18 protein-coding genes are annotated in these 19,460 nt (G+C 73.7%); 11 read left to right on the top strand and 7 right to left on the bottom strand.

Annotated elements, in window-relative coordinates; translation table 11 throughout:
* Positions 1 to 150: 150 nt before the first annotated feature.
* A complete protein-coding gene (locus ACFV9J_RS33220) occupies positions 151 to 765 on the bottom strand; it encodes a hypothetical protein (protein WP_385360534.1) in 615 nt (204 codons plus the stop codon).
* Positions 766 to 896: 131 nt separating this feature from the next.
* On the opposite strand from ACFV9J_RS33220, the gene npdG reads away from it, so the two are divergent.
* Together npdG and ACFV9J_RS33230 are read left to right on the top strand one after the other, a co-directional pair.
* Positions 897 to 1,616 (top strand): NADPH-dependent F420 reductase, encoded by a 720-nt coding sequence (npdG, locus tag ACFV9J_RS33225; RefSeq protein WP_385360536.1) that lies wholly within the window; start codon positions 897 to 899, stop codon positions 1,614 to 1,616.
* 53 nt (positions 1,617 to 1,669) lie between these two features.
* Complete coding sequence (locus ACFV9J_RS33230) at positions 1,670 to 1,870, top strand: hypothetical protein (protein WP_016326075.1); 201 nt, start codon at positions 1,670 to 1,672, stop codon at positions 1,868 to 1,870.
* A 22-nt stretch (positions 1,871 to 1,892) separates the two neighbouring features.
* Here the strand turns inward: ACFV9J_RS33230 and ACFV9J_RS33235 are convergent, their stop codons facing one another.
* Complete coding sequence (locus ACFV9J_RS33235; RefSeq protein WP_385360539.1) at positions 1,893 to 2,690, bottom strand: site-2 protease family protein; 798 nt, start codon at positions 2,688 to 2,690, stop codon at positions 1,893 to 1,895.
* A gap of 197 nt (positions 2,691 to 2,887) precedes the next feature.
* Between ACFV9J_RS33235 and ACFV9J_RS33240 the strand changes: the two genes are divergently transcribed.
* Positions 2,888 to 6,832 carry a BTAD domain-containing putative transcriptional regulator gene (locus tag ACFV9J_RS33240; RefSeq protein WP_385360541.1) on the top strand — a complete coding sequence of 1,315 codons (3,945 nt, stop codon included), beginning with the start codon at positions 2,888 to 2,890 and terminating at the stop codon, positions 6,830 to 6,832.
* 21 nt (positions 6,833 to 6,853) lie between these two features.
* Here the strand turns inward: ACFV9J_RS33240 and ACFV9J_RS33245 are convergent, their stop codons facing one another.
* From ACFV9J_RS33245 to panB, 3 genes are all read right to left on the bottom strand, one after another.
* Entirely contained in the window at positions 6,854 to 7,693 is an 840-nt protein-coding gene (locus ACFV9J_RS33245; protein WP_385360544.1) for an ABC transporter permease, read from the bottom strand.
* Entirely contained in the window at positions 7,690 to 8,721 is a 1,032-nt protein-coding gene (locus tag ACFV9J_RS33250; RefSeq protein WP_385360546.1) for an ATP-binding cassette domain-containing protein, read from the bottom strand. The genes ACFV9J_RS33245 and ACFV9J_RS33250 overlap by 4 nt, the downstream gene beginning before the upstream one ends.
* Positions 8,722 to 8,878: 157 nt before the next feature.
* Entirely contained in the window at positions 8,879 to 9,754 is an 876-nt protein-coding gene (gene panB / locus ACFV9J_RS33255) for a 3-methyl-2-oxobutanoate hydroxymethyltransferase (RefSeq protein WP_385360548.1), read from the bottom strand.
* A 320-nt stretch (positions 9,755 to 10,074) separates the two neighbouring features.
* On the opposite strand from panB, the gene ACFV9J_RS33260 reads away from it, so the two are divergent.
* Both ACFV9J_RS33260 and ACFV9J_RS33265 read left to right on the top strand, forming a co-directional pair.
* Positions 10,075 to 11,127 carry an endonuclease/exonuclease/phosphatase family protein gene (locus tag ACFV9J_RS33260; RefSeq protein ID WP_385360550.1) on the top strand — a complete coding sequence of 351 codons (1,053 nt, stop codon included), beginning with the start codon at positions 10,075 to 10,077 and terminating at the stop codon, positions 11,125 to 11,127.
* Positions 11,128 to 11,248: 121 nt separating this feature from the next.
* A complete protein-coding gene (locus ACFV9J_RS33265) occupies positions 11,249 to 12,475 on the top strand; it encodes an MFS transporter (protein WP_385360553.1) in 1,227 nt (408 codons plus the stop codon).
* Positions 12,476 to 12,632: 157 nt separating this feature from the next.
* On the opposite strand, the gene ACFV9J_RS33270 is transcribed toward ACFV9J_RS33265, so the two are convergent.
* Positions 12,633 to 14,162 carry an MFS transporter gene (locus ACFV9J_RS33270; RefSeq protein WP_385360555.1) on the bottom strand — a complete coding sequence of 510 codons (1,530 nt, stop codon included), beginning with the start codon at positions 14,160 to 14,162 and terminating at the stop codon, positions 12,633 to 12,635.
* Positions 14,163 to 14,282: 120 nt separating this feature from the next.
* On the opposite strand from ACFV9J_RS33270, the gene ACFV9J_RS33275 reads away from it, so the two are divergent.
* The 6 genes from ACFV9J_RS33275 to ACFV9J_RS33300 all read left to right on the top strand — a co-directional run bounded on the left by ACFV9J_RS33275 (position 14,283) and on the right by ACFV9J_RS33300 (position 18,653).
* Positions 14,283 to 15,233, top strand: coding sequence for an Lrp/AsnC family transcriptional regulator (locus tag ACFV9J_RS33275; RefSeq protein WP_385360557.1), 951 nt, complete (start codon positions 14,283 to 14,285; stop codon positions 15,231 to 15,233).
* A 45-nt stretch (positions 15,234 to 15,278) separates the two neighbouring features.
* Entirely contained in the window at positions 15,279 to 15,461 is a 183-nt protein-coding gene (locus tag ACFV9J_RS33280; protein WP_385360560.1) for a CopG family transcriptional regulator, read from the top strand.
* Between the two features lies 1 nt (position 15,462).
* Entirely contained in the window at positions 15,463 to 15,807 is a 345-nt protein-coding gene (locus ACFV9J_RS33285; protein ID WP_385360562.1) for a VOC family protein, read from the top strand.
* Between the two features lie 26 nt (positions 15,808 to 15,833).
* Positions 15,834 to 16,691, top strand: a complete 858-nt coding sequence (locus tag ACFV9J_RS33290) for a class I SAM-dependent methyltransferase (protein WP_385360564.1) — start codon at positions 15,834 to 15,836, stop codon at positions 16,689 to 16,691.
* An 889-nt stretch (positions 16,692 to 17,580) separates the two neighbouring features.
* Complete coding sequence (locus tag ACFV9J_RS33295) at positions 17,581 to 18,435, top strand: helix-turn-helix domain-containing protein (RefSeq protein ID WP_385360699.1); 855 nt, start codon at positions 17,581 to 17,583, stop codon at positions 18,433 to 18,435.
* Complete coding sequence (locus tag ACFV9J_RS33300; protein WP_385360566.1) at positions 18,432 to 18,653, top strand: DUF397 domain-containing protein; 222 nt, start codon at positions 18,432 to 18,434, stop codon at positions 18,651 to 18,653. Before ACFV9J_RS33295 ends, ACFV9J_RS33300 begins: the two co-directional genes overlap by 4 nt.
* Here the strand turns inward: ACFV9J_RS33300 and ACFV9J_RS33305 are convergent.
* Positions 18,637 to 19,314 (bottom strand): hypothetical protein, encoded by a 678-nt coding sequence (locus tag ACFV9J_RS33305; RefSeq protein ID WP_385360567.1) that lies wholly within the window; start codon positions 19,312 to 19,314, stop codon positions 18,637 to 18,639. The genes ACFV9J_RS33300 and ACFV9J_RS33305 overlap by 17 nt on opposite strands.
* Positions 19,315 to 19,460: the final 146 nt, after the last annotated feature.

Consider the following 19,460-nt stretch of genomic DNA (forward strand, 5'->3'; position numbering starts at 1 on the left):
GTGGTGGTTGCGGGCGGGGGCGCGGTGGTTTTGGGCCGGGGCGCGGCTTTCCGGGGTCGGGTGGTGGTGGGCAGTGGCCCATGGCCACGGCGTGGCCGTCTTGGGGCGGGGTCATCGCGGGGCGGGGTGGTCAGGCGTCGGCCCCGGCTGTCACCAGCCCGACGGTGGTGGGGCCGTCAGGTGGTCGGCGAGGCGGGAGAGGCGGTCGCGGAAGCGGCGGCGGCCCCGGGGCGGCGGCACCGCGTTCTCCCCGGCCGACGCGCTGACCAGGTGCTGCACCGTGTCCAGGTCCAGCTCGGCGCCGTCCGGGACGGTCAGCGTCTCGTGTGCCATCGCCGTCAGCTCCCGCTCGCCCGGCTCGCGGTCGGTGCCCAGCGCCAGCACCGTCGCACCCGCCCGGCGGGCGTCGTGCACCCGCTCCAGGAGCCGGGCGCCGGGGTCGTCGGGCGTGATCACCAGCAGCGTCTCGCCCCGCCGGGCCGCCGCCAGCCGCCCGAGGCCGACCGCGAGGTGCGCCGGGTCCGAGGGGCGCGCCCCGTGCCGGACCAGCGTCGGCGCCAGCTCCGGCGTCCCCGACCAGGCGGCCTCGTCCACCAGGTGCGCCGCCAGGTGCCAGGGCTCGTACTCGGGGGTGCCCACCAGCAGCAGACCGCCCCCGTGCGGCACCACCGACCCCCGCAGCGCCCCAGCGAACCGCCGGGTGGCCCCCAGCCACTCGGTCCCGGCGAGCACTTCCCGCAGCAGCGCGACCCGTACGGCGTCCATGCGGCCGCATCCTGCCGCAACCCCCTCCGCGCGGTCCGGCGTTCGCCCCGGATTCACCCGGCCCGGGGACCGCCTTCCGGCGGGCGGGACCCGTACCCCTGGGCAGGCCGTCGCGGACGTAGGGTCGGCCCATGACCTCTACCGACAGTGCTGCACAGAAGGCCCCCGCCAAGGCCCCGGCCAAGGACCCCTGGGACCTGCCCGACGTCTCCGGGCTGGTCGTCGGCGTGCTCGGCGGCACCGGCCCGCAGGGCAAGGGCCTCGCGTACCGCCTCGCCAAGGCCGGCCAGAAGGTGATCGTCGGCTCCCGCGCCGCCGAGCGCGCCGAGGCCGCCGCCGAGGAGATCGGCCACGGCGTCGAGGGCGCCGACAACGCCGAGACCGCGCGCCGCAGCGACGTCGTGATCGTCGCCGTACCGTGGGACGGACATGGCAAGACCCTCGAAACCCTGCGCGGGGAACTGTCCGGCAAGCTCGTCGTCGACTGCGTCAACCCGCTCGGCTTCGACAAGAAGGGCGCCTACGCGCTCAAGCCCGAGGAGGGCAGCGCCGCCGAGCAGGCCGCCGCCCTGCTGCCGGACAGCCGGGTCGCCGCCGCCTTCCACCACCTCTCGGCGGTCCTCCTCCAGGACCCGGAGATCGACGAGATCGACACCGACGTGATGGTGCTCGGCGAGGAGCGCGCCGACGTGGAGATCGTGCAGGCCCTCGCCGGGCGCATCCCCGGCATGCGCGGCGTCTTCGCCGGGCGGCTGCGCAATGCCCACCAGGTCGAGTCGCTGGTCGCCAACCTGATCTCCGTCAACCGCCGCTACAAGGCGCACGCCGGGCTCCGCGTCACGGACGTATGAGGCGATGGGGGACACTGGTCGGTACCAGTGTCCCCCCGACAGGAGCCGTTCCCATGCCCCGCCTCGCCCTCTACGCCCTGGTCGTCTGCGTACTCGCCGTGGCCGCCGCCGTCGTCTCCTTCGTGCAGGGCAGCGTCGTGATCGGCGTCGTGTGGGTGCTGCTGTCGGGGCTGTCGTCGAACATGTGCTGGTACTACGCCAAGCGCGGCCGGGACGCCCGCCGCGCCGCCTCGTCCACGTCCGTCACCGGCTGAGTCCGTCACCGGCCGAGCGGCGTCATCCGCCCGGCGTGCACAGCGGGTCGGTCTGCCAGAAGCGGTACAGCTCGAAGCCGCAGTACGTGTCGACCTCGCCGATCCCCAGGCCCCGCAGCAGCGCGTCGATCGCGTCGAAGAACACGCCGTTGAGCGCCGGGATCCACAGCAGCGCGAACACGATCAGCAGCCCGAACGGCGCGAGCGGCTCCACCTGCCGCCGCACGTTGTACGACAGCCAGGGCTCGATCACGCCGTAGCCGTCCAGGCCCGGCACCGGCAGGAAGTTCAGGATCGCGGCCGTGACCTGGAGCAGCGCGAGGAACGCCAGCGCCAGCCGGAAGTCGCGCGGTACGCCGTCCAGCGCGTCCAGCCAGAACGGCGCCGTGCACACGACGGCGAACAGCACGTTCGTCAGCGGCCCCGCCGCCGAGATGAGGCTGTGCCGCCACCGCCCCCGGATCCGCCCGCGCTCGATGAAGACGGCGCCGCCGGGCAGCCCGATGCCGCCCATGATCACGAAGAGGACGGGCAGGACGATGCTGAGCAGGGCGTGCGTGTACTTCACCGGGTTCAGCGTGAGGTAGCCCTTCGCGCCGACCGAGATGTCCCCGCTGTGCAGCGCGGTGCGGGCGTGCGCGTACTCGTGCAGGCACAGCGAGACGACCCACGCTGCCGTGACGAACAGGAACACGGCGAGACCCGGCTGCTCGGCGAAGCCGCTCCAGGTGGCCCAGCCCGTGACCGCGGCGACGGCGACGATCCCGAGGAAGACGGGACTGATCCTCCGGTCGCTGGGACGGGCGGTGGCGGTGGACATGGAACTCCCTGACTGTCGGGCACGCGTGACGGCACCCGCGGGGGTGCGGGACCGCCCGACCGTACCGGGCGCACGGGGAGAACGTCTCGTGCGGGGCCGACGGTTCCGGGGCTGGGGAGAGGGGCGGCGCGGGGTCGGCCACGCCGCGCGGACAAAACCCGGTGACCGGCTCCGACGGCAGCGGGGACAATGGGCCCGTGCGCTATCGCATCCTCGGCACCACACAGGTACTCCGTCCCGACGGCACGGCCGTCCCGCTCGGCGGGGCGCGGCTGCGCGCCCTGCTGACCGTGCTCGCCCTCCGGGCCGGCCGCGCCGTTCCCACGGGGCTGCTGGTGGAGGAGGTCTGGGCCGGGGACCCGCCCGCCGACGCGACGGGCGCCCTGCAGGCGCTGGTCGGGCGGCTGCGCCGGGCGCTGGGCGCCGACTCGGTCGCCTCGGCCGACGGCGGTTACCGGCTCGCCGCCGCGCCCGACGACGTCGACCTGCACCGTTTCGACCGGCTCGCCGGTGAGGGCACCCGCGCCCTCGCCGACGGCGACCCGGCCAAGGCGGCCGTCGTGCTCGACGACGCGCTCGCGCTGTGGCGCGGGCCCGTCCTCGCCGACCTGCCCGACCGCACCGCCGAGGCGGCCCGCTGGGAGACCCGGCACTTCGAAGCCCTGCGCGCCCGCCACACCGCCGCCCTGGACCTCGGGCAGGCCGAGCACGCCCTGCCCGAGCTGACCGCCCTGTGCGACGGCCACCCCCTGGACGAGCCCCTCCAGGCGCTGCGGCTGCGCGCCCTGCGCGACACCGGCCGCACCGCCGAGGCCCTGGCCGCCTACGAGTCCGTACGCCGCCTCCTCGCCGACCGCCTCGGCACCGACCCGGGGCGGGAGCTGCGGGCACTCCACGCGGAGCTGCTGAGCCCTTCGCCCGCCCCGGCACCCGGCCCCGGCCGGCCGTCCGGCACGGGTCCGGCGTACGGCGCGGGTCCGGCGTACGGCGCGTCCGGCCCGGGCGTGGCGTCCGGCAACGGCCCCGCGTCCGGTCCTGCCGCGGGACCCGCCGCCGCGCCCGGCTCCGGACCGGGACCTGCCGCTGAGGGGTGGCCCGCCTCCGGTACGGCGCCGGGGCCCACGGCCGCGCGTGCTGACGGCAGGCGACCTGCCCCGGGGAGCGGCCCCGCGTCCGAGGCGGCGCCCGGGTCCCACGCCGCGCCTGCCCACGGCACGGGTCCTGCCCCGGGCAGGTGGGCAGCTTCCGAGACGGCACCGGGGATCCCCGCCGGGCCGCTCCACGGCGCGGGACCTGCGTCCGACGCGGGACCTGCGTCCGACGCGGGACCTGCGTCCGGCGCGGGACCTGTCTCCGGTACCGGACCTGTCCCCAGCACTGGACCTGTCCCCAGTACCGGACCTGCCTCCGGTCCGGGGCCCGCCTCCCACCCGGCGGACGCGTCCGCCACCGGACAGCAGCCGACCACGTCCCCCGCGCCCGGCACGTCCCCCGCGCCCGGCACGTCCCCCGCGCCCGGTGCGGCGGTGCCCGTGCCGGCGGTGCCGCCGGGATCCGCCGCCGCGGCGCCCGGGTCCGCCGCCGCACCCGTCCCGGAGGGATCCCGCCCCCGAGGCAACCTGCGCGCCCGGCTCACCTCCTTCGTCGGGCGGGACGGCGACGTGGAGACACTGCGTGCCGATCTGGCGGCCACCCGGCTCGTCACCCTGCTAGGGCCCGGCGGTGCGGGGAAGACCCGGCTGTCGCAGGAGGCCGCAGAAGGGGCCGGGGACGTCGCGCGGGACGGGGTGTGGCTGGCCGAGCTGGCCCCCGTGGACGACCCCGCCGACGTACCGGAGGCTGTGCTGACCGCCGTCGGCGCCCGCGAGACCGTGCTCTACCGCGCCGGTGCCGAGGAGATGCGGGCCGTCACCGCCTCCGAGGGGCAGGACACCGCCGTCGAGCGGCTGGTCGAGCACTGCGGCCGGCGCCGCATGCTGATCGTCCTCGACAACTGCGAGCACGTCGTCGACGCCGCCGCCCGCCTCACCGAGGAACTCCTCGCCCGCTGCCCGCACCTGACCGTCCTCGCCACCAGCCGCGAACCCCTCGGTGTGCCGGGGGAGTCGCTGCGCCCCGTGGAGCCGCTGCCCGAGCCCGCCGCGCTGCGGCTGCTCGCCGACCGGGGCGCCGCCGCCCGCCCCGGCTTCCGCGTCGACGCCGACGAGGAGACCGCCGCCGCCTGCGCCGAGATCTGCCGCCGCCTCGACGGCCTGCCGCTGGCCATCGAACTGGCCGCCGCCCGGCTGCGGATGCTCACCCCGCGCCAGATCGCCGACCGGCTCGACGACCGCTTCCGCCTGCTCACCTCCGGCAGCCGCACCGTGCTGCCCCGCCAGCAGACGCTGCGCGCGGTCGTCGACTGGTCCTGGGACCTGCTCGACGCCGACGAACGCGAGGTGCTGGGGCGGCTGTCCGTCTTCGCGGGCGGCTGCGACCTCGCCGCCGCCGAGGCCGTGTGCGGGCCCGCCGCACTGGACGCCCTCGGCTCCCTCGTCGACAAGTCCCTCGTCGTGGCCGCGCCGGTGACGGACCGCCTGACCGGCGACGGCATGCGCTACCGGCTCCTGGAGACCGTCGCCGAATACGCGGGCGAGCGCCTCGACGAGACCGGCGGACGCGCCGCCGCGGCCCGCGCCCACCTGACGTACTACCGCGAACTCGCCCGCACCACCGACCCGCTGCTCCGCGGCGCGCGGCAGCTCGCCGCCATCGAGCGGCTGGAGCGCGAGTACGAGAACCTGCGCACCGCCCTGCGCCACGCCGTCGCCGAGCGCGACGAGCAGGAGGCGCTGTGCCTGGCGCTGTCGCTGGTCTGGTACTGGCAGATGCGCGACCTGCGGGTGGAGGCCCGGAACTGGTTCGTCGAGGTGATGGCACTCGGCCCGGACCCCTTCGCCGAACCCGGCACCCCCGCCCGGCCGGTGTGGGAGCGCTGCACGTCCGCCCCGCCCCCGATGACCGGCGAGGTCCTCGCCGAGGCCCGGCGCGGCGTGCACCTGGCCCATCTGGCCTGCATGGACACGGAGCTGGACGCGTGGCAGAACCCGGCGGCCCAGCGCAAGCTGCGCGTCATCGCGGGCACCTACGAGCCGGGGATGCCGCAGACCTGTTCCAGCCCCGGCCTGCTCTGGTTCTACTCCGTGATGCTCACCGGTGACATGGACCGGCTGCGCGAGATCATGGACGCCACCCTGCGCACCTGCCGCGAGACCCCCGGCTACGAGTGGGAGCTGGCCGGCGGCCTGCAGATGCGCGCCCAGATGCTCGCCAACCGCACCGACTGGGCGGGCGACGCGGTCCGCGACGCCGACGAGTCACTGGAGATCTACGACCGGCTCGGTGACGCCTGGGGCATGGCCGAGGCACTCTCCGGGCGGGCCGAGGCCCGTGAGCGCGTGGGCGAGTACCGGCTGGCCGCCGCCGACTACCGGGCCGCCGCCCAGCACGCCGAGCGGCTCGGCGCCCACGCCCAGGTGGACATCCTCGACGCCCGCCTGGGCAGCGTGCTCCTGGAGGCGGGCGACACGGAACGGGGCGAGCGCGTCCTGCGGGAGGTGCTCGACCGTACGGTCGGGACGGGTCACAACGGCGCGATGCCCGCCGCCCGGCTGTTCCTCGCCGGACACCTGGGCATGACCGGCCGCACCGCCGAGGCGGGGGAGCAACTGCGGCTGCTGCGCGAGGAGTTCTCCATCGCCCACTTCGTCGTCTTCGACGCCTTCATCCTCGCCGCCGAGGCGTGGCTCGCCACGCTGGAGGACCGGCACGAGGAGTGCCTGACCCGGATCCGCAAGTCGCTGGAACGGGCCGAGGATCCGCTGTCCGCGGCCATCGCCCCGCACATGCGCTCGGCGTACCTGACCATCGGCGCGATGGCCCTGGCCCGCCTGGACGGCGGAGAGCGGGCCGCGGACGGCGCCCGGTGCCTGGGCGCCGCCGAGGCGATGCTGCCGCCGGGGCACGTGTCGACGGGCATGGAGCGGGACGCGCGCGGCCGGGCCGTCGAGCGGGTCCGCGAGGCGCTCGGCGGCGAGGCGTACGAGGCGGCGTACGCCGAGGGCGGCCGGCTCTCCCCGCAGGAGGCCGTCGCCCTCGTCTGACGCGTGCCGCACGTGCGCGGATCAGGTCTTCGTACGGAACTTGTGGATGGCGATCGGTGCCATCACCGCGGTGATCGCGGCTGCCCAGCCGAGCGTGATCCACAGGTCGTGCGCGACCGGGCCGCCCACCATCAGTCCGCGCGCCGAGTCGGCGAGCGTGGACAGCGGGTTGTAGTCGGTGAAGGACTGCAGCCAGCCCGGCATCGACTGGGTCGGCGCGAAGATCGAGGAGCCGAACTGCAGCGGGAACAGCACCATGAAGCCCATCGCCTGCACGGACTGCGCGTTCTTCAGGACCACGCCCAGGGTGAGGAACACCCACATGATCGAGGAGGCGAACACCGCGGACAGGCCCACCGCCGCGAACAGTCCGGCCCAGTGGTCGATGTCGAAGCCGACCAGGACGGCGACGATCATCAGCACCGTGGTGGCGAACAGCATCCGGGCCATCTCGACCGCGATCTTCGCGAAGAGCACCGAGCCGCGCCCGATCGGCAGCGACCGGAAGCGGTCCATGACACCGGAGTTGAAGTCCTGGCTGAAGCCGGTGCCGACGCCCTGGGACAGCGTCATGCTCATCATCGCGATCATGCCGGGGATCACGTACTGCACATAGCCGTCCTGCCCGCCGCCCAGGGCCTGGCCGATCGAGCCGCCGAAGACGTACACGAACAGCAGGGTGAAGACGATCGGCATCAGCAGGGCGTCGAACATCGACTCCGGGTCCTGCCGGATCCACAGCAGGTTGCGGCGGACCAGGGCGCCGGTGTGCCGCACGTGCGCGCGCAGCGAGATCCGCGCGTCGGGAGCGAGCGCGGCAGGGGTGGCGGTGGCGGCTGGAGTGGTGGTGGCGGCGCTCATACGGCGACCTCCTCGCGGGCGTCGTCGGGGGCGGGAGCGGGGTCCTGCGGGGCACTGGCGCGGTGGCCGGTGAGGGACAGGAAGACCTCGTCCAGGCTGGGGAGTTCGGTGGTGACCGCGGAGACGGTGATGCCGCGCGCGGTGACCGCGCCGACCACGGCCGTCAGCTGCTCGTCGCTGAGGATCGGCACCAGCACGGCACCGCGCTCGGTGTCCACCGTGGAGCTGGCGAGCCCGGTGATGCCCAGCTCGTCCAGATAGGCGGCGAGCGGGCGCAGTTGCAGCGGGTCGGCCGGGCGGACGCGCAGGGTGCGGCCGCCGACCTTGGCCTTCAGCTCCTCGATGCCGCCGTTCGCGATGACCTTGCCGCGGTCCACGACGGTCAGCTCGGAGGCCAGCTGCTCGGCCTCCTCCATGTACTGGGTGGTGAGCAGCACGGTGACACCGTCGCCGACCATGCGCTTGACCTCATCCCACACCTCGTTGCGGGTGCGCGGGTCGAGACCGGTGGTGGGCTCGTCCAGGAACAGCACGGCCGGGTGCCCGATCATGGAGGCGGCCAGGTCGAGCCGGCGCCGCATGCCGCCGGAGTAGGTGGACGTGGGCCGCTTGCCCGCCTCGGTGAGCGAGAACCGCTCCAGCAGCTCGTCGGCGCGGGCACGCGCGTCCCGGCGGGAGAGGTCGAGCAGCCGGCCGATCATGTAGAGGTTCTCCCAGCCGGGGAGCTTCTCGTCCACGGAGGCGTACTGCCCGGTCAGCCCTATGACGCGGCGCAGCTGCCGGGGCTGCCGTACGACGTCGTACCCGGCGACGTGCGCCTGGCCGGAGTCGGGGGTGATGAGGGTGGACAGGATGCGTACGAGGGTGGTCTTGCCGGCGCCGTTCGGACCGAGCACGCCCATCACGGTGCCCTCGCGCACGTCCAGGTCGACGCCGTCCAGCGCCTTGGTCTCGCCGTAGTGCTTGACCAGCCCCCGCACGGTGACCGCGGTGTCCGCGGCCGGGGGGATGTCGTCGATTCGCTTCATGCCCCAGACGATGGCAGGGGGCACCGACAAACCGCCGACATCCCACCGACAGCCGCCCGGCCCCGCCGACACCCCGCCGACATCCCGGCCCGGGGAAGCACCCGGCCCCGCCGACGGGGGAAGATCGGCGGGGCCGGTGTCGTACCGCGATGGTCTCTCAGTGGACCGAGTGCTCGTCCGCGGGGAAGGTGCCGCCGACGACGTCCTCGGCGTACGCCTTCGCCGCGTCGCCCATGACCTTGCGCAGGTCGGCGTACTGCTTGACGAACTTCGGCACCCGCCCGCCGGTCAGCCCGAGCATGTCGGTCCACACCAGCACCTGGGCGTCGGTGTCCGGGCCCGCGCCGATCCCGACCGTCGGGATGTGCAGCGTCCGCGTCACCTCGGCGGCCAGCTCGGCCGGCACCAGCTCCAGGACGACCGCGAAGGCGCCCGCGTCCTGGACCGCCTTGGCGTCGCGCAGCAGCTGCTGGGCCGCCTCCTCGCCGCGGCCCTGCACCCGGTAGCCCATGGAGTTCACGGACTGCGGCGTGAGGCCGATGTGCGCCATCACGGGGATGCCGGACTCGACGAGCAGCCGGATCTGCTCGTGCGAGCGCTCGCCGCCCTCCAGCTTGACCGCGCCGACCCCGGCCTCCTTGACCAGCCGGGTCGCCGAGCGCAGCGCCTGCACCGGGCCCTCCTGGTAGGAGCCGAAGGGCAGGTCGCCCACGATCAGGGCGCGGCCGGTGCCCCGGACGACCGCGGCCGAGAGCATCGTCATCTCGTCCAGCGTGACGGGCACGGTGGTCTCGTAGCCGAGGTGGCAGTTGCCCGCGGAGTCGCCCACGAGCATCACCGGGATGCCGGACTCGTCGAAGACGGAGGCGGTCATCGCGTCGTACGCGGTGAGCATGGGCCACTTCTCGCCGCGCTCCTTGGCGGCGGTGATGTCCCGGACGGTGATACGGCGGTTGATCCTGCCCCCGTACAGCGCCCTGCTCCCGTCGGCGGGGGTGCGCTGCGGCGTCTGGGCAGCCGAAAGCTGCGTCATGGCAACGGCTCCTTCATGTCATCTCGAGGCGCCCTGACGGCGTCCCCGGATCCCTTCCATGGTGGCACTTGTCGCGCCCCGACGGCTAGGGGACCCCGGTCACGGGCTCTGGTACGGGGGCAGTGCGTGGCTCATGGGGTCAAATGTGCCCGTTGTGTCACAGAGCCGCCCGTCCCGGCACAGGGCGGAACTCCGCGGGACGGCCCGTACGTCCTCGTGTCCGTACGGCCGTCCAGGGCGGCGGGATCGGAACCGATCATCCCCTATGGTGCTGAGTCACAGGGGGCGACGGTGTGCACAGCAGGCAGTGAGGCAACGGTATGGCGCAGCAGGCGTACATGACGGAGACGGACGGCGGCGGCTCGGATCCCGAGCGCCGGGAGCCCCGGATTCGGCGCCTGTTCGACCGGGTGGTCAGCGGCTGGCGCGGCGACCGGCGGATCTGGCGCCGGGGCCTGGTCACGGCCGCGGTCGCGCTGCTCCTGGCGGCGGTCATGGCGGCCCACTCGCACGTCCCGAACGCCATCGGCAACCTCGGCAGCCTCACCGAGACCTTCCTGCCGTGGTTCGGCCTGCTGATCCCGGTCCTGCTGGTGATCGCCCTGGTCCGCAAGTCGGCGACGGCGCTGATCGCGCTGGTGCTGCCGGTCTGCGTGTGGCTCAACCTCTTCGGCGGCCTGCTCTTCGCCAAGACCGGTTCCGGCGGCGACCTCACCGTGGCCACGCACAACGTCAACGCCGACAACGCCGACCCGGCGGGCACCGCCCGTGCCGTCGCCGCCGCCGGTGCGGACGTGATGGCCCTGGAGGAGCTGAAGGCGTCCGCCGTACCGACGTACGAGAAGGCGCTGGCGGCCAAGTACCCGCACCACGCGGTCGTCGGCACCGTCGGGCTGTGGAGCAAGTACCCGATCAGCGGGGTGAAGCCGGTCGACATCGAGCTGGGCTGGAAGCGCGCGATGCGCGCCACCGTCGCCACACCCTCCGGGCCGATCGCGGTGTACGTCGCCCACCTGCCCTCCGTACGGGTGAAGCTGGAGGCCGGTTTCACCGCGCGGCAGCGGGACAAGAGCGCCGACGCCCTCGGCGAGGCCATCGCCGACGAGAAGCTGCCCCGCAAGATCCTGCTGGGCGACCTCAACGGCACCATGAACGACCGCTCGCTCACCGCGATCACCTCCCAGCTGCGCTCCCCGCAGGGCGCCGTGGGCGACGGCTTCGGCTTCAGCTGGCCGGCGTCCTTCCCGATGGCCCGCATCGACCAGATCCTGGTCACCGGCGTGGAACCGACGACCAGCTGGACCCTCCCGGCGACCGGCAGCGACCATCTGCCGATCGCCGCGCGTGTGAAGGTCGACACAACGGCTTCCTAGAATTCGTCTGCGGAATACCTGCCCTGAGAGTCTTTGTTCCGTACGGGAACATACAGTCGTCCCCGCCCGGCCCTCCCGGCCTCCCGTACGCGACCCCGCTCTCGAAAGGCGAGACCCCCTCATGCCCCTGGCCCTGCTCGCCCTTGCCGTGGGCGCCTTCGGCATCGGTACCACCGAGTTCGTGATGATGGGCCTGCTGCCCGACGTCGCGGACGACCTGGGCATCTCCATCCCCACCGCCGGCCACCTCGTCTCCGCCTACGCGCTCGGCGTCGTCATCGGCGCCCCGCTGCTCGCGGCGGCCACGACCCGGATGTCCCGCCGCGCCGTCCTGATCGCCCTCATGGCGCTGTTCGTGGTGGGCAACGCCCTGTCGGCCGTCGCCCCCGGCGAGATCTCCCTGCTCGCCGCCCGCTTCGTCAGCGGCCTGCCGCACGGCGCCTTCTTCGGCGTCGGCGCGGTCGTCGCCACCGGCATGGTCGCGCCGGAACGCAGGGCCCGCTCCGTCTCCCTGATGTTCCTCGGCCTCACCGTCGCCAACATCGTCGGCGTCCCGGCCGCCACCGCCATGGGCCAGCAGCTCGGCTGGCGGGCCACCTTCCTCGGCGTGAGCGCGATCGGCGTGGCGGCGATAGCGGCGCTGGCGTTCCTCATCCCGCGCGACAGCGCCCCCGCCCCCGCCACCGGCCTGCGCGGCGAACTGGCCGCCCTGCGTTCCCTGCCCGTCTGGCTGGCGCTCGGCACGACGGTCGCGGGCTTCGGCGCGCTCTTCGCGGCCTACAGCTACATCACGCCGATGCTGACCGACGCCGCCGGGTTCGCCGAGACCAGCGTGACGCTGCTGCTGGCCCTCTTCGGCGTCGGCGCCACCGCGGGCAACCTGCTGGGCGGCCGCCTCGCCGACCACTCCCTGCGCGGCACCCTCTTCGGGGGCCTCGCCTCCCTGGTCGTGGTCCTCGCCCTGTTCCCCCTCCTGATGCGTACGCCGGTCACGGCGGCCGTGTCGGTGGCCCTGCTCGGCATGGCCGCCTTCGTCACCGGCTCGCCCCTCCAGCTGATGGTCATGGAGAAGGCCGCCGCGGCCCCCTCCCTGGCCTCCTCCGCCAACCAGGCCGCCTTCAACCTCGCCAACGCGGGCGGCGCCTGGATCGGCGGACTCGCCCTGGCCGCCGGATTCGGGGCCACCTCCCCGGCGACGGCGGGCGCGGCCCTGGCGGTCCTCGGCCTCGCGGTCGCGGCCACGGCATGGACGGTGGACCGCCGCCGCGCGGCCCTCGCCCCGGCCCCCGGCCGCGAGCGCGTGGTCGCGGGGCACGTGCCGGAGCCGGTGGAGGCGGTACGGCGGTGAGGCCGCCCGGGACCGCCCGGACCGCCCGGACTGCTCGCACCGCCCGGACCGGCGGGCCCCCGGCCCGGAGCGGCATGGCCGTACGGCGCTGACTGCGGGGCCCGGGAGGCGTCGTGACGCCCTCGGTGCCCCGCCGTCTCCGGTGCCGGGCGCCCGCCTAACGCGTGGCCGGTACGGCGGCGGACTCCCCCGTGGCACCGCCCTTCGCCGACCCGTTCGGGCGGCGGGTGAGCCAGAACACCAGGGCCGCGCAGGCCGTCGCGAGGGCGCCCGCGCTCAGCGCGAGGGTGTTGTGACCGGTGGCGAACACGGCGTGCAGGGTCTCCTGGAAGCCGCCCCGCTGCCCGGCCGGGGCCGAGTCGAGCAAGGCGTCGGCCCCGCCGCCGGAGAGCACCCGCGCGGTGCCGTCCGGATCGGCGACCCGCCCCTGAAGGGAGCGGGCCATGGAGGAGACGGCCAGGGTCCCGAAGACGGCGACCCCGAAGGCGTAGCCGAGTTGTTCGAAGGTGCTGTAGGTGCCGGAGGCCATGCCGGCCCGCTCGGCGGGGACGGACCCCAGCGCGAGGGACGCGGCGACCTGGAACACCAGCCCCATGCCGACGCCGCTCAGGGCCAGGCCGCCGACCAGGGCGGGCCAGCCGGAGTCGGGGCCCAGGAAACCCTCGATCCCGGTGCCGAGCCCGGCGAGGAACAGGCCGAGCGTCGCGCCCACGCGGGGTGTGGGCCTGGGCACGAACCGACCGCTCAGGACCGCCACCGCGGCCGCGGCCAGCGCGTGGGGCAGGACGACCAGACCGGCGCCGACGGGGGAGAGGCGCTGGACCGACTGCAGCCAGATCGAGGTGTACGGCAGGATCCCGTACACCGCGCCCTCGCCGACGGCGATCGTGATCATCGCGGCGGTGAATGCCGGACGCCGGAACAACGACAGGTCCAGCAGGGGATGCGTACTGCGCCGTTGCACCGCGACGAAGCCCGCGAACGCCGCCACCGCCGCGGCCAGCGGCACCGTCGTGCCCGCCGAGGCCCAGCCGTGCGCGTGGGAAGCGGTCAGCGCGTAGACGAATCCGCCCGCGCCGAGCGCGAAGAGCACCATGCCCAGCAGGTCCGGACGCCGTGCGGAGTCCCGGGCGGGGAGGGAACGAGGAACGTAGCGGAAGGTCATGACCAGGGCGAGGACGGTGACCGGAACATTGACGTAGAAGATCCACCGCCAGTCCAGGCCCTGGGTGAGCAGCCCGCCCAGGATCGGACCCAGCGCGGAGGCGCTGGAGGCGACGGCCGCCCAGATCCCGAAGGCGAGCCCGAGCCGCCGCCCCGAGTAGAGGGTGCTGATCAGGGAGAGGGTGGTGGTGAACATCGCCGCGGCCCCCACGCCCTGCACCAGACGGGCCGTGATCAGCCAGCCCATGTCCGGTGAGAGCGCGCAGACCACCGAGGCGAGCGCGAACACGACCAGGCCCGCCACGTAGACGCGCCGCCGCCCGTGCAGGTCGGCGATCATGCCCACGCCGAGCAGGGTGGCGGCCACCGCGAGGGCGTAGCCGTCGGCGACCCACTGGAGTTGCGAGAGCGAGGAGCCCAGGGACTCCGACATGGACGGCAGCGCGACCAGCACGATCGTGACATCGACGAGCAACATGAACGTGCCCAGACAGACGGCGGCCAACGGCCCCCAGATACGCATGACACAGGCTCCCGGAGAGGTGAGGCGGGACAGGACCCGCTCACTGTGCTGGCCGTCGCGCAGGACACCCAGCCATAGCCTTGTCGATGCAAGCTTCCGGCTCAGAAGTGAGGTACGGCGGTGGATTCCGGCGCCCTGGACCAGCTCGACCCGCAACTCCTGGAGGCACTCCAGCTCGACGGCCGGACGCCCTTCAGCCGCCTCGCCCTCCGGCTGGACGTCTCCGAACGCACCGTCGCCCGCCGCTACCAGCGCCTGCGCTCCCTGGGCCTGCGCATCGTCGGCCAGCCCGTGCCCGACCGCCTGGGCCTGGTCCGCTGGCTGCTGCGGCTGCGCTGCACCCCCGACGCGGCCGGCACCATCGCCGACGCCCTGGCCCGCCGCCCCGACACCACCTGGGTCACCCTCGCCTCCGGCGGCACCGAGCTCTACTGCGCGGTCAACACCCGTAGCACCGACGAACGCAACGCCCTCCTCCTGCGGAAACTCCCCCGCACCCCGCACGTCCTGTCCGTCAGCGCGCACTGCATGATGCGGATCTTCGTCGGCACCACCAGCACCTGGCACGCCACCCGCTTCCGCCCCGCCTCCCCCGCGGTGGATTCCGGCGCTCCGGCCACCCCGCTGACGCTGGACGCCACCGACCGCGTCCTCTTCGCCGAGCTGGCCCGGGACGGCCGCGCCACCCTGCCCGAACTCGCCGCGGCCGCCGGGCGTTCACCCTCCAGCGTCCAACGCCACCTCGACCGGCTCCGCACCGAAGGGGCGCTGAGCTTCTCCGTCGACTTCGACCCCGAGCTGCTCGGCTACCACATGGCCACCCAGCTCTGGCTCGACGTGGCCCCCGCCCACCTGCGCACCGTGGGGGAGACCCTCGCCACCCACCCCGCGATCGCCTTCGCCGCCGCCATCACCGGCCCCTCCAACCTGGTCGCCTCCGGAGTCTTCCGCACCCCCGCCGACCTCTACGACTACATCGACCGGCACATCGGCCCCCTGCCGGGCATCCAGAGCATCGAAACGGCCCCCACCCTGCGCGAGGTCAAACGCCTCGCACCGGCTCTCCCCTGACTAGATTGTCAGGTTGTTAAGTTTCTAGTTTGCTAGCATGGCTCCGTGGGCGACGACGAGAGTGTGAAGCAGTTCAACGTGTACCTGCCGATCGGGTTGATCAAGCAGGTCAAACACCGTGCCATCGAGTCGGAGCTGTCACTGTCGGCCCTGGTGGCCGAAGCGCTGCGCGCCTATCTCGACGACCCCCGCGCGGAGAACGAGCAACCGTCCGACAAGGAGAGCTGACATGACGACCGAAGGCATTGAGGCCGTGTTCCTGGAGACGCACAACTGGGGCAGGGCGGCCAAGTTCTGGCAGGGGCTCGGATACGAGCTGGAGTTCGCGACGGACCACGCCTCCGGCCAACTGCGCAACGGCGACGGCCCCTACCTCTTCATCGCGGAGGTCCCCGAGGACAAGGAGCCCGAGGTGCGGCTCGTGCTGAAGGTGGCCGACGCGGACGACTTCCGCCCCGCCCCCGGTGCCGAGGTGGTCTCCCCGTTCGCGGACACCCACTTCGGAACCCGGGAGATGACCGTCCGCGACCCCGACGGGCGGCTGTGGAGCCTCCAGGCCCCGGCACGGACCTGACCGCCCGAACCGAAGGGAGTGGCCTCATGGCCGGCGAACGAACGGCGGAACCGGACGACACCGCGGTGCGGGTGGCCCTGTGGCGGGCGCTGCACGTCCAGGCGGACCCGCCGCCCCGCGTGATCGAGGACGAGGTAGGTCTGCGGCTGGCCGACCCCGGCCCCGACTGGCGTCGCCGCGCGGACATGGACCCGGCCGCGACCGGCTGGTTCCGGGCCGCGATCGTGGCGCGGGCCCGCTTCGTCGAGGACCTGGTCGTCGAGCAGGCGGCGCGGGGCGTCGGCCAGTACGTGCTCCTGGGCGCCGGACTGGACACCTTCGCCCAGCGCAGGCCGGACATCGCCGCCCGTCTCCGTGTCTTCGAGGTCGACCGGCCCGGCCCCCAGGCCTTCAAGCGCCGCCGACTGACCGAACTGGGCTTCGGCGTCCCCGACCGGCTGAGCCTGGTCCCGGTCGACTTCGAGGCGGGCGAGTCCTGGTGGGACCGGCTCGCGGCCGCCGGATTCGACGCGGACCGTCCGACGGTGGTGGCGTCCACCGGCGTCGCCATGTACCTCACCAGGGAGACGAACGCCGCCACACTGCGGGGGATCGCGGCGCTGGCCCCGGGCTCCACGCTGGCGATGACGTTCCAATTGCCGCCGGACCGGCTGGAACCGGAGCGGCAGGCGGAACTCGGCGCCGCACGCAAGGGCGCCGGCGCGGCGGGCACGCCGTTCCTCAGCTTCTTCACCCCGCCGGAGATGCTGGCCATGGCCCGCGACGCCGGCTTCAGGGACGCCCGGCACGTGTCGGCCGCGATGCTCAACGAGCGGTACTTCGCGGACCGGACGGACGGACTCGGCACGTCGAGCGGCGAGGAGATGCTGGTGGCGACCACCTGACCCTACCGAGGGACCCGTGGGCGCGGACCGACGGGAGGGCCAGGCGGCGCGGCGTCGCAGCGCGGACGCCACCGCGAGCCCGTCTCTCCGCCAACCGCCCGTCCCCGTCCGGGAAGTAGACGGTGGCCGGCACGGGCGCCGCGACGCGCACCCCGGCCACCCGCGCCACCCGCGGGCTGAACCCGCGCGTCCCGTCCTGCGGCACGACGGCGTACGGCGCCCCGACCCCCGCCCGGAACCCCGCGTCCCGGGCGGCACCGCCGTGTCCTCGGCCGGACCCTCCCGCAGCGCCTCCACCGGCCGTACCCGCGAGGCCCGGCGCGCGGCGGCCACCGCACCGCAGAGGGCCACGAGCAGCCCCGTCAGGACGGCGGCCCCGAGCGGCGCGAGCACTCCCGGGCGCGCGGAGATCTCCACAGCGAACCAGGGCGGTGCGATGTCCATCGCGATGAACAGGCCGGTCAGCGGCCTGGTGCCCAGCAGTCCCGACGCCCCGCCGAGCGCCGACGCGAGGCAGCCCACCAGCAGGGCCTCGGCGCGGACCATACGGCGCACCTGCCGTCCGGGGCGCCGCTGCACCACAACAAAGGCGAACGTGGAGGCCACCACGAGGGTGTTGTCCAGGGACTCCCGGTCGTTGGCGGCGTCCGCGTCGGCGCGGTGCCGGCCGGCACCGGAGAGCACCTCGGCCGTCTCGGGGACCACCGCGCGCACTCGCTCCGCCGGTCCCAGTACGACCACGGCGTCGACGCGGGGCGATGGACGCGGTGGAGCGGGGGCTGTGCGGCACGTCCGGGTGACAGGGTGGCCGTATTCCGTCACTCGACGTAGTTCGCCCGCCTACCTTGAATATGTGTCGCGACAGGACGCGTACGGCGGAGGGGTGCGGTTGCCGGTGAACGGCGAGGCGGACGAGCCGGGTTGGGAGGTCGACCCGGACGACGAGTGGGGCGTGGCCGTCCTCACCACCGTGGGCAGGCAGCTGAAGCTGCGCCGCGAGGCGGTGGGGATGCGGGTGGGCGACTTCGGAGTGGCGGTCGGCTACGGCGAGGATCTCGTCTACAAGGTGGAGGGCGGGAAGCGGATCCCTCGCCGGGAGTACCTGGAGAAGGCGGACCAGGTTCTCGACGCGGGCGGGCTCATCGCGGCGGCGTGGGAGGACGTGAAGAGGGTCCGGTACCCGAAGCACGTCCGGGACTTGGCGAAGATGGAGTCGCAGGCGGTCGAGTCCCTCTCGTACGCCACCCACAACTTGCACGGTCTCGTCCAGACCGAGGAGTACGCCCGGGCCCTGTTGGCCACGCGGCGCCCGGCGCTGTCGGAGGGAGAGTTGGACAGGGCGGTCGCCGCACGGATGGCCCGCAAGGCGATTTTCGAGCGGGATCCGGCTCCGGAACTCAGCTTTGTCCAGGAGGAGGCGACGCTGCGGCGACCCGTAGGCGGCAAGATGGTCCTGCTCAGGCAGCTCGAACACCTGCTGGAGGTGGCGCGGTTGCGGCACGTCGAGGTTCAGGTGATGCCGACGTCCCGCGGTGACCACCCGGGAACAGGGGGACGGATCCAAGTGCTCAAGTTCGGGGACGGCACGGCCGTGGGCCGGGCCGATGACGAGTTCGACAACCGTCCCGTCACCGATCCCCGTCAGTTGCGCATCCTCGAACTGCGCTATGGAATCATCCGGGCCGAGGCTCTGACCGCCAGGGAGTCAAACGCCTTCATCGAACAACTGCTGAGGGAGACATGAGCCGTAACGGCGAGCCTGAAGACACCACCGACCTGCTCTGGTTCACGAGCAGCTACAGCGACAGCAGTAACCCGAGCGACTGCGTCGAGGTCGCGATATCCCCCGCCACCATCCACATCCGCGACTCCAAGCGCCCCGACGGCCCCCGCCTCGCCGTGGAATCGGCGACGTGGACGACGTTCGTGGCCTGGCCGGACGCGGTCAGTCCTCGGGTTTGATCTTCGAGGCCACGAAGAGCAGCCCGGCCGTTGCCGCGATGAGGACTCCGGCCAGTTCTTCGTAACCGGTGAAATAGGCGACGGGGACGGCGATTCCGCAGGCTGCTCCGAGCAGCTCGAAGGAGCCCCCGATCAGCCGCCGGGGGCGATTCGCGGGCGGAGGATGATGGGGGTTGGGCGGGCTTCGCCAGTAGTGGAGAGGTCCCGCCCTGGGCTTCCAGCCGTCCGCCCGGAGCTCCAAGTACTCCGGGTGGTGGCGGGCGTAGCCCACGCGGCGGGGAGCCAGGCGCCGCCACGGCAGCCGTCCCAGGCGGATCGCGATCCATGCGAGCCCCGGCAGGCAGGCGACGGCCGCCCAGACCGCCGCGGCCACCCGCTCCCCGGTCGAGGACGACAGGATGCCCAGCAGCCGGTCCAGTTGCCCGCTGGCGGCGTAGGCGATCAGCGCGGCGAGGGAGAGTACCGCCGCGGTCCGTTCTATCTGGTGTCCGGTGTGGCAGCGGGCGCAGCGTGGCACGGACACGATTTCCATCCGCCAGGTGGAGCGCAGGACGATGATGAGCGGGGTCATCGAGGTCTCCGCGTCCTTGTGCAACCCCAGGACGTGGTCGTGCCATGACGGTGCGGTGGCCTCCCCGCAGAACCAGCACTCCCGCACCACGAGCTCCCTTTCCCCCGGCCGTTGCGCGATGTGGACGGCAGTGTAGGTGCGGTCGCCGATGAACTCTGTGGAGATTCACGGGTTTTCCGGGACCGGTCCGGGGGCCGGACCCCGGCCCTGGGGTGTGCCACACCGGTTGTGGAATG

It is taken from the genome of Streptomyces sp. NPDC059906 (assembly GCF_042730645.1).
Taxonomy (GTDB): Bacteria; Actinomycetota; Actinomycetes; order Streptomycetales; family Streptomycetaceae; genus Streptomyces; species Streptomyces rubrogriseus.

Coding starts and splice junctions, on each gene's coding strand:
- ACFV9J_RS33260 (WP_385360550.1), top strand. CDS start 10,075: ATGGCGCAGCAGGCGTACATGACGGAGACGGACGGCGGCGGCTCGGAT.
- ACFV9J_RS33250 (WP_385360546.1), bottom strand. CDS start 8,721: ATGAAGCGAATCGACGACATCCCCCCGGCCGCGGACACCGCGGTCACC.
- panB (WP_385360548.1), bottom strand. CDS start 9,754: ATGACGCAGCTTTCGGCTGCCCAGACGCCGCAGCGCACCCCCGCCGAC.
- ACFV9J_RS33270 (WP_385360555.1), bottom strand. CDS start 14,162: ATGCGTATCTGGGGGCCGTTGGCCGCCGTCTGTCTGGGCACGTTCATG.
- ACFV9J_RS33285 (WP_385360562.1), top strand. CDS start 15,463: ATGACGACCGAAGGCATTGAGGCCGTGTTCCTGGAGACGCACAACTGG.
- ACFV9J_RS33245 (WP_385360544.1), bottom strand. CDS start 7,693: ATGAGCGCCGCCACCACCACTCCAGCCGCCACCGCCACCCCTGCCGCG.
- npdG (WP_385360536.1), top strand. CDS start 897: ATGACCTCTACCGACAGTGCTGCACAGAAGGCCCCCGCCAAGGCCCCG.
- ACFV9J_RS33265 (WP_385360553.1), top strand. CDS start 11,249: ATGCCCCTGGCCCTGCTCGCCCTTGCCGTGGGCGCCTTCGGCATCGGT.
- ACFV9J_RS33290 (WP_385360564.1), top strand. CDS start 15,834: ATGGCCGGCGAACGAACGGCGGAACCGGACGACACCGCGGTGCGGGTG.
- ACFV9J_RS33235 (WP_385360539.1), bottom strand. CDS start 2,690: ATGTCCACCGCCACCGCCCGTCCCAGCGACCGGAGGATCAGTCCCGTC.
- ACFV9J_RS33300 (WP_385360566.1), top strand. CDS start 18,432: ATGAGCCGTAACGGCGAGCCTGAAGACACCACCGACCTGCTCTGGTTC.
- ACFV9J_RS33230 (WP_016326075.1), top strand. CDS start 1,670: ATGCCCCGCCTCGCCCTCTACGCCCTGGTCGTCTGCGTACTCGCCGTG.
- ACFV9J_RS33220 (WP_385360534.1), bottom strand. CDS start 765: ATGGACGCCGTACGGGTCGCGCTGCTGCGGGAAGTGCTCGCCGGGACC.